5 protein-coding genes and 1 pseudogene are annotated in these 8,635 nt (G+C 52.1%); 5 read left to right on the top strand and 1 reads right to left on the bottom strand.

From position 1 onward, the window contains the following. Positions 1-113 precede the first annotated feature (113 nt). Positions 114-1,261, top strand: a pseudogene (locus U2W12_RS00575) (Tn3 family transposase); the annotation flags it as partial. Between the two features lie 202 nt (positions 1,262-1,463). Further along, positions 1,464-3,407: a hypothetical protein gene (locus tag U2W12_RS00570; RefSeq protein ID WP_326498730.1), complete on the top strand. Its 1,944-nt coding sequence runs from the start codon at positions 1,464-1,466 to the stop codon at positions 3,405-3,407. Between the two features lie 267 nt (positions 3,408-3,674). Here the strand turns inward: U2W12_RS00570 and U2W12_RS00565 are convergent, their stop codons facing one another. Continuing rightward, complete coding sequence (locus U2W12_RS00565) at positions 3,675-3,998, bottom strand: rhodanese-like domain-containing protein (RefSeq protein WP_326498729.1); 324 nt, start codon at positions 3,996-3,998, stop codon at positions 3,675-3,677. Positions 3,999-4,442: 444 nt separating this feature from the next. Here U2W12_RS00565 and U2W12_RS00560 point away from each other — a divergent pair, with 444 nt between their 5' ends. The 3 genes from U2W12_RS00560 (at position 4,443) to U2W12_RS00550 (ending at position 8,358) form a co-directional block, all read left to right on the top strand. Further along, entirely contained in the window at positions 4,443-6,338 is a 1,896-nt protein-coding gene (locus tag U2W12_RS00560; RefSeq protein ID WP_326498728.1) for a di-heme-cytochrome C peroxidase, read from the top strand. A 231-nt stretch (positions 6,339-6,569) separates the two neighbouring features. Then, complete coding sequence (locus tag U2W12_RS00555) at positions 6,570-7,073, top strand: hypothetical protein (RefSeq protein ID WP_326498727.1); 504 nt, start codon at positions 6,570-6,572, stop codon at positions 7,071-7,073. Between the two features lie 442 nt (positions 7,074-7,515). Then, positions 7,516-8,358: a PA4780 family RIO1-like protein kinase gene (locus U2W12_RS00550; protein ID WP_326498726.1), complete on the top strand. Its 843-nt coding sequence runs from the start codon at positions 7,516-7,518 to the stop codon at positions 8,356-8,358. Positions 8,359-8,635: the final 277 nt, after the last annotated feature.

The raw sequence follows: 8,635 nt of genomic DNA, 5'->3' as shown, positions 1-8,635 counted from the left end.
TTTGGAACTGAAAGCCGCCTTTAGGCGGCTATTGAACTGGGGCCGCGTTAGCGACCCCACGTACCGCTTTGAGCGGTTCACAACATAAAGCCCCCGGCTTTGCCGGGGGATATTTACTGGCTGTCATCATCGCACAGGCCATGAACCACGGCAATAAGGTCATGGCACGCACCAGCGATATCCCGTACCACATGCTGGAAACAACCTACCAGCAGTATCTGCGGCAAGCATCCCTCCATACCGCCAATGACCGCATCAGTAATGCTATCGCCGGGCTTCCGATTTCCCCCATTACTCGTTCGATTTGGATACGCTGTACGGCGCCGTCGATGGTCAAAAACTCGGTGTTGAGCGTCCAACCGTGAAGGCACGCCATTCGCGGAAATATTTCGGACGCGGCAAAGGCGTAGTGGCCTATACTCTGCTGCGCAACCACATACCGCTTAACGGCTACCTCATCGGTGCGCATGAGTACGAAGCCCACCATGTTTTCGATATTTGGTATCGTAACACATCCGATATTGTGCCGACCGCGATCACCGGGGACATGCACAGCATTAGCAAAGCAAACTTCGCCATTCTGCACTGGTTTGGATTACGTTTTGAAGCGCGATTTGCCGTCCTGAAAGATCAATTGCAAGCACTTTATTGCCTCGATAATCCGGCGTTGTACGAGAAGTTTCTGATTAAACCGATCAGCCAGATCGACATTGAAGCCATTGCCAACGAAAAACTGAACATCGATCGGATCGTCGCTACGCTTGGTTTGAAAGAAATGACACAAGGTACGTTGATACGTAAGTTATGCACCTATACCGCACCGAATCCGACACGGAGTGCGATCTTTGAGTTCGACAAGCTAATACGCAGCATCTATACATTGCGTTATCTGCGCGATCCGCAACTGGAACGCAAAGTTCATCGCTCGCAAAACCGTATTGAATCCTATCACCAGCTACGCGCCGCCATCTCGAAAGTCGGGGGCAAAAAGAAACTGACTGGACGCACCGACATCGAAACCGAAATCAGTAACCAGTGCGCGCGGTTGATTGCCAATGCGATCATCTACTATAACTCGGCGATTCTGTCGCGGCTGCTGACCAAGTACGAAGCGGGCAGCAATGCAAAGGCGTTAGCGTTAATCACACAGATATCGCCGACCGCGTGGCGGCACATTCTGCTCAATGGACATTACACCTTCCAAAGCGATGGCAAATTGCTTGATCTGGATGCGCTCGTGGAAGGGCTGGAATTGGAGTGACAAAATTTTCTGGGGTTCCGGCTTACAACCCCTGGAAGGGTAAAAATGAGTGCAGCGGCGATTGCGCGCACTGAAAATGATCAGTATATGCACAAAAAATATAATAAAAATAAAGGCTAACTTTTATATTCAGGCTATTGACAATTGGCGGTGTTTCCTTCATTGTGAAGCGGTACACTTAATTCAGTTCGTAGGGGGAGTTATGCTTCGAAAGTCAACTGTTTTATTCTTTACCGCGGTGATGGCGGGTGTTTGGACAGGAAGTGCGTTCGCGGTCAGTATTCTGGAGCGCGCCGGCAACAATTTCCGCACCGCTGCCAACAATCAGGAGTTCATCCTGAGCAAGCAGAATGTGAATGCTAATCGATTCGGTCTGTTGCATGTGCATGATTTCGACGCAAAGGTCGAGACGCAGCCATTGGTTGTGGAAGGTGGAGCGGGAGCGGACGACCTTGTTATCGTGACCACGATGAAGAATCAGGTGATCGGCATCAGCGCACGCACCAATAAGCGGCTCTATGAAGTCGATCTTGGGCGCGAAGCCGATTCCGCCGATATGGATATTTGGGGGCATACCCCGACCTGGGGTATCGCCGCCACGCCGGTCATCGATGCCGCCACCAATACCCTGTATGTAGTGGCCTGGATGCGCAAAAATGCGAATGACAACCGCTATCGGGACTATAAGGTCTTTGCTTTGAATTCGATGAACGGCATGCAGAAATCGCCGCCGGTGCGCATCTTCGGGCAATCGCAGGAAGGCAGCGGCTGCTGGTTCAATGATGCGAATGCGATTAACGGTCAAGGCCGGCAATATACCTATCCCAAGCTGCGCGCGGGTCTCGCGCTGACCGGAAACAATGGTCTGGTGATTGCGTTCGCGTCAAACAGTGAATCGCTGCAAAACGATCGGAGGGATAATCCGCACGGTTTCGTGATCGCTTACGATACGCGCGGCCTGCTCGGACAGGTCGGTTTTTCACGCGAGCCGGGCATCTTTTGCGCAACATCGTTCAATAATTGGGGGGCCGGCATTTGGCAGGCGGGCGGCGCGCCGGTCACCGAGGGCGACATGATTTACGTCGCGACTTCGAACGGCACCTCGAACAACGGCGGCGTCGATCTGGCTGAAAGCATGATCAAGCTGCGTTTCGTACCGGGTTCCGGCGGCAGTCGCCCGCTGTTGCAAAAAGTCGATTGGTACAAGGCGTTTCTCGATGAACGGACATCCGGTTCAGGCTGTCTCTGGTCGGACAATAATACCGAGGTTTCCTGCGGCCGCGCCGAAGCCAACAAAGCGGGCACTGACTGGGATTTCGGCGCGACCAGTCCGATGCTGATTCCTGGTTCGAACATGCTGCTGCAAGGCACCAAGGACGGGATCATTTATGCGCTGAATAAAAACGATCTCGGCCAAAACGATCGCTTTAACAAGCTGATGTTTCGGCCGCCGCTGGTCGCATCCTATTATGGTGGCGACGTGAATGAAAATTGGGCGCGCGCGAACCAATTGAACGCGAGCATTCCGTGCCCTAACCCTGGCGATGTCGATGAGGGCACCCGCAATTGGTTTTTGCCTTGCAGCAATCTGCGTCCGGAAAATAACCGCATGCACCATATCCATGCAATGGCGTTCGCGAGGCGCGACCAAGGCCGTGGAATCGTTTATGTTTGGGGCGAAAACTCGCAGTTGAAAAGTTATGATTTTTTTACCGAACCAGACAAATTACCGATCTTTCGGGCTCAGGGTTCGGAAACTGCTTCGGGTAAAGTCAATTCGCCCGGAGGCATGCCGGGCGGTTTGCTTTCGATATCCGGTCGGCCGGCAGCATTGCCGGGGCGGCCCGATGCGATTGATTTCAACACCGCGATTGTATGGGGTGTTTACGCCAAATACGGCGACAGCAACAAGAGTTTCGCGGACAGCCAGCTGGTTGCCTATGATGCGTCTACGATTCTGCCTGGCGGCAAATTGCGTCGGCTTTTTAGAACGGGTGACGATAATCAAGGCGGACTCGGTTTGATGGGCAAGATGATTCCACCGGTCGTCGCGAATGGGCGAGTGTATGTGATGATCTACCGTCTGGAGCCTGGCACAGACCGTGTCATTGGCAGCCAGCTCAAAGTCTTCGGATTGAAATCCTGATCTTTCAACAGGGGAGGGGCGGCTTGAGCCTAATAGTGTTGAATCAACGGAACAACGTCGGGGCCCGAAATTCACGGCCACATGGATGCGGGACGGAGGGCAAGCCACCACAAGGTGGTCTAGAGACAGACCAATGCCGCGAAGCCAAGGATGGCAAGCTTCGATTATATCCATCCGATCTGGATATCGGCAGTCCACCTGTGCGCTGTGAGTATGCCGACTGATGGCTTAATTCAACGGGATTGCTGCTTGATCCGGTCCGATAGTTCAGTAGCGTGGTACTGAACTATCGCATGCGAGCGACCAGGCATCGATCCCGCCGGCCAGATTCGCGATACTCGCGAAGCCTTGATGCGCCAAATAATGCGCCGCCTGCGAGCTGCGCACACCATGATGGCAGATCACCACAATATTCCGCTCCGGATTGATCTCGCCAATCCGTTGCGGTATTTCCTGTAATGGAATCAACGTGCTACCATCGATTTTTGCATAATGATATTCCTGCGGTTCCCTGACATCGAGAAGGAATAGGTCATCGCCGCGCGCGAGGCGATCTTTCAGTTCGGTTGCCGATAAATTTTTGACTGCCATGAGTTACCTGTATTGATGAATTGTTCGCTGTTATTCTGCGTCCGCCAAATTTGTCCAACGAGATCATAGAAGCAAGGTGCATCGTATAGGAAATCGCGGAGAAAACAAGTGCGTTGCCCACCGACACTTTATTTTAAAGGTCTCAGAGGGCTGCGCCGCGAGACGAAAAACAATTTGCACAAGCTGAGCGGTATATTAATAAGGGTTGGTCATGCCATGTGAATCGGCATAGGCGACATGTTTGCGCCGAGCTTGAATTTTAATTGTCATTATGATATCTACCAGAAAAGAAGTTTCAACTTACAACTTGTGCCGAGGCATGACGCCGAGCGTTTTTGTCAACGGACCGGCTTGAATCTGGATTCTTCTGGGGAAGGGCCTTGGGCTTTCTTCCTCGTTCGCCAAAATAATAACAAAATACTAATCAACAATGGGTACATTGCCATGACGATGCGACACCGTTTATTCAGCTCAAAGCACATTTCCATCATATTAACGACCGCGGTTTGTCAGCTACTCGGACTGCCGCCGGCAAATGCTGCGCCAGGTCCGATCTATGCGGAACAAGGCAAACAATGGACCAACACCGAGCGCTTGCAATATTATTCGCAAGATCAGGGTTCCCGGGTGATGCCTTTGCAATGGTTCCTGGCGCTGAAACAGGCGAACGGCAAGCCGTTTCTGGAGGACGGCCTTTCCCGTTACGGTTATTTGCCGAATCCCGACGCCAAGACGAAAGGCTTGCCGGTCGGCTTTACGGTGAACGGCAATGCGGTCGGCATCACCTGTTCCGCCTGCCACACCCGGCAAATCGAGGTGGACGGCAAGGCGTACCGGATCGACGGCGGCCCGGCGATCGCCGATTTCCAAACCTTTGCGGCCGATTTGGACAACGCGGTGGGGCATACGTTGAATGACCCGCCGTCATTCGACGCTTTCGCAGTCGCGGTGCTGGGCGGAGCTCCTTCGGCGGATCAAAAAACGCGTTTGCGGAAAGAAGTCGAGACCTGGTACCTGCCTTACCATACGATCATGAGCATCGCGTTACCGAAAGACAAGCCTTGGGGACCGGCGCGCCTCGATGCAGTCGCGATGATCCTGAACCGAGTGACCGGCCTGGATATTGGCGCAATGCCGGATCATATCATCAAATCCAACATTCACCTGGCCGACACACCGGTGCGTTATCCGTTCGTCTGGAATGCGCCGATTCAGGACAAGACCCAATGGCCCGGGTTTGCGGACAACGGCAACGATTTGTTAGGGTTGTCGCGTAATTACGGCGAAGTGCTCGGTGTGTTTGCCGATTTCTATCCGCAAAAAGCCCCCGGGAAACTTCTCGGTTACGATTATTTGGAACACAATTCGGCTAATTTTAACGGTTTGAAAGCAGTAGAAGAGCTGGTCAAAAAAATAGGACCGCCGGAATGGCCGTGGAAGCAAGGCAAATGGGCGGTCAATGCGAAGTTGGCCGCGCGGGGTAAACAGATCTATGAAAGCCCGACCAAAACCGAAAATGGCGGCTGCGTTGCCTGCCACGGTATCCGCGCCGGCGTTCCGCGCGCGTTGAACAAAACCTGGGCGACGCCGCTGTGTTATGTCGGCACGGACCCGAAGGAATTCGAGTTGTTTGCCTTGACGGTCGATACCGGCATCTTGGCCGGAGCCAAGATACCGTTCCTCGAAGAACCGCTGAAGGCGAAGGATGAAAATGCGGTCAAAGTCTTGAGTCTGGTCGGCATGGGCACCTTGTTGCAGTACACTAAGTCGCCGAAAACGCTTGATCTTGAGTTGAAGGCGCAAACCAAATTGGGCTTGATCGAACGCCTGGCCGGCGAGGCTAAAGCAGCCAAAGACAGTAAAATCCGGGAAATTACCGATCAATTGCTCAGTAAACAGGCGGAATTGGTGACGACTGACAATACGGTGTTGAAAGGCGCTTTCCAAGGCCTGAAAGCGAAGGTAACTCCGCCGAAGGCAGGGCCTTATGAGTGCAAGGATAAATTTACCGATCCGGCCCCTGCCATTGCTTACGAATCCCGTGTTTTGCAGGGCATCTGGGCGACCGCGCCTTACTTGCACAACGGTTCGGTGCCTACCTTGGCGGCGTTATTGGAACCGGCGCAAAATCGGCCCGTCGAGTTTAAAGTCGGGCCAGCCTACGATCCTGAAAAAATCGGGCTCGCGGTCGAGCAAAGCAAATTCGATTATGTCTTGAAGACGACCGATTGTGAGGGCGACAATATTAAATCCGGCAACAGTCGCTGTGGTCACGAATTCGGCACCAAGCTGTCGAAAGAGGAAAAAGCGGCGTTATTGGAGTATTTGAAAGTCCTGTAAGGATTCAGGAAGTCTCTTTCGGAAACTCTCCGTTTAGGGTTCCCGCGCAGAGTGCGGGAACCCTAAAATTCGATCACTTGCCGAGTCGATGCTCCACCCAAGTATCATAAATTTTCTCGTCTGCGATGTATTGCAAAATTGCTTGTTTTTCGGAATTGGTGAGATTGGGAGCCTGCAGTCTAAACGGCGCAAAAAACCGTCCGCTTTATCGCCTTGGGTGTCCGAGATCCGGTGCAGACGCAAATAATCCTCGGTATTCGCAAACGCAAAATTCGGCTGATTGATCATCAAAAAATCTTGATTATGTCCGCCCCTGTCGTTGCTCAACACTTTGCCGCTGACATTGAACACTTTAACCGCCATGCCTCGGCTGCCGCGCTTGCCGGTGTTGTCAATATCCGGTCCGACCAACGAGACCGCATTCGAAAAACGGATGATCGATTTATATTGTTTGCCGGGCTTATCGAACAGCCCAACCTGATATCCCTTAGGCAAATTATTGCCGATTTAAAAGACCGTGTTAACGCAGCCATGCGATTTAGGGTGGACGCATCTGAGTATTTGCATCGATTCAGGATAGTGCTCGCTGAGGAATTTACGTTGGTCCTCGGGGATCGGATAACGCTTTTCGAGCAATTTGACCAGCAGGTTTGCAATCTCGTCAATCTGCTTGCCTTCCAGATCAGGATCGAGAATATGCTCAAAAGGACATTTCGGAATGTCGGCGGTGTTTAGATAGAGAGGGTAAAATTGGATGTGGACACCAATGAGGGCATCCCGTTATACATGAGTCACACGGCTATTGCGTATCAAGCACATGGAAGAACAACCATTTTGCTGATCCTATGCCGCGGGTGAAAAAAATCAATGAGTTGCAATCAGGGAACTGCCCCGTTCGCCGAGATATGTATAACGAGATGCGATGAGGGGGCTCAAAGAGAGGAAAATACGGCTATTATAACGGATAAGGCCTGCCTCATTTTTTGACTGCGACGAATTAATGCGTTTATTTTCAAGCCTGGAATTCGGAATTTCGGTAAAAATCGAACTTGTTAAGCAGGAAGATTATCCTACGAGCCAGACGGCAGATTAAATAAGGCCGCCTTGATAAAGCAACATTAAAATAATCATCCAATATTGATTCACACGCTTTAAAAACTAGGGTATAAAGCCTGCCATGAAAACTCCAAAAACTCTTGAACCCCTGGTGGAAGCCGGTCTCATCGACGAAGTGATGCGCCCTTTGAAAAGCGGCAAGGAAGCGGCCGTCTATGTAGTGGTCTCCGAAGGCCAAGTCCGTTGCGCCAAAGTTTACAAGGAAGCCGGCAAGCGCGGGTTCCACAAACAGGCGCAATACACCGAAGGGCGTAAAACCCGCAACAGCCGCCAGGCGCGGGCGATGCAAAAAAATACCCGCTACGGACAGCAGCAACAGGAAGCCCTGTGGCAGAACGCCGAAGTCGATGCGCTGTACCGCCTTGCCGACGCGGGCATCCGCGTTCCGAAGCCCCACAACTTTATCGAGGGCGTGCTGCTGATGGAACTGATCACTGACGAGGACGGCAACGCGGCCCCTCGACTGAACGACCTGGAATTAAGCCGCGAACAGGCGCTGGAATTCCATCAAATGCTGATTCGGGAAGTCGTAAAAATGCTCTGCGCCGGTATCATTCACGGCGATCTTTCCGAATACAACATCCTGGTCGACAGCCACGGGCCGGTCATTATCGACTTGCCCCAGGCGGTCGACGCCGCCGCCAACAATAACGCCGCGAGAATGCTGGAACGGGACGTCAACAATCTGGCGACCTATTTCGGCCAGTTTGCCCCGGAACTTCTGGAAACCCATTACGGCAAGGAAATCTGGAAACTCTTCGAAAGCGGAAATCTGCATCCCGACGTACAGCTAACAGGCCGGTTTAAAAGCAGCGACAAAAAGGCGGATGTGAGAAGTGTTATGCGAGAAATCAAGGATGCCCGGGAAGATGCGATGCGGCGTAGGTTCGAGCACGAGAACTAGTGGTGTTCCAACAGTCCTGAGCAACCTTGGGAACCCGTCAATCCGATGCGAAAGCATTACAACCAGGTTGGAAAAAGGCATCTTCGGATGCTTTTTTTTCGTCTTGAGATTTCTTACACTTTATAACTCTAATATGACTCTAAGGATTCCGGCGCTAATAATTAATATTGGTAAACCCCCGGCTATGCCGGGGGACTCTCAGAGGTTTGACCTATAAGGCGGTCACTACGATGCTCTTGTCTCGACCAAAAGATAGGAGAATCGAAAATGAGAGAGT

It is taken from the genome of Methylomicrobium sp. Wu6, assembly GCF_035916875.1.
Classification (GTDB): Bacteria; Pseudomonadota; Gammaproteobacteria; order Methylococcales; family Methylomonadaceae; genus Methylomicrobium.
This window is presented reverse-complemented; position numbering and strand designations above follow the sequence as displayed.

Bases quoted from the DNA above. Each gene is read 5' to 3' on its own strand.
- U2W12_RS00560 (WP_326498728.1), top strand. From the start codon at position 4,443: ATGACGATGCGACACCGTTTATTCAGCTCAAAGCACATTTCCATCATA.
- U2W12_RS00570 (WP_326498730.1), top strand. From the start codon at position 1,464: ATGCTTCGAAAGTCAACTGTTTTATTCTTTACCGCGGTGATGGCGGGT.
- U2W12_RS00550 (WP_326498726.1), top strand. From the start codon at position 7,516: ATGAAAACTCCAAAAACTCTTGAACCCCTGGTGGAAGCCGGTCTCATC.
- U2W12_RS00565 (WP_326498729.1), bottom strand. From the start codon at position 3,998: ATGGCAGTCAAAAATTTATCGGCAACCGAACTGAAAGATCGCCTCGCG.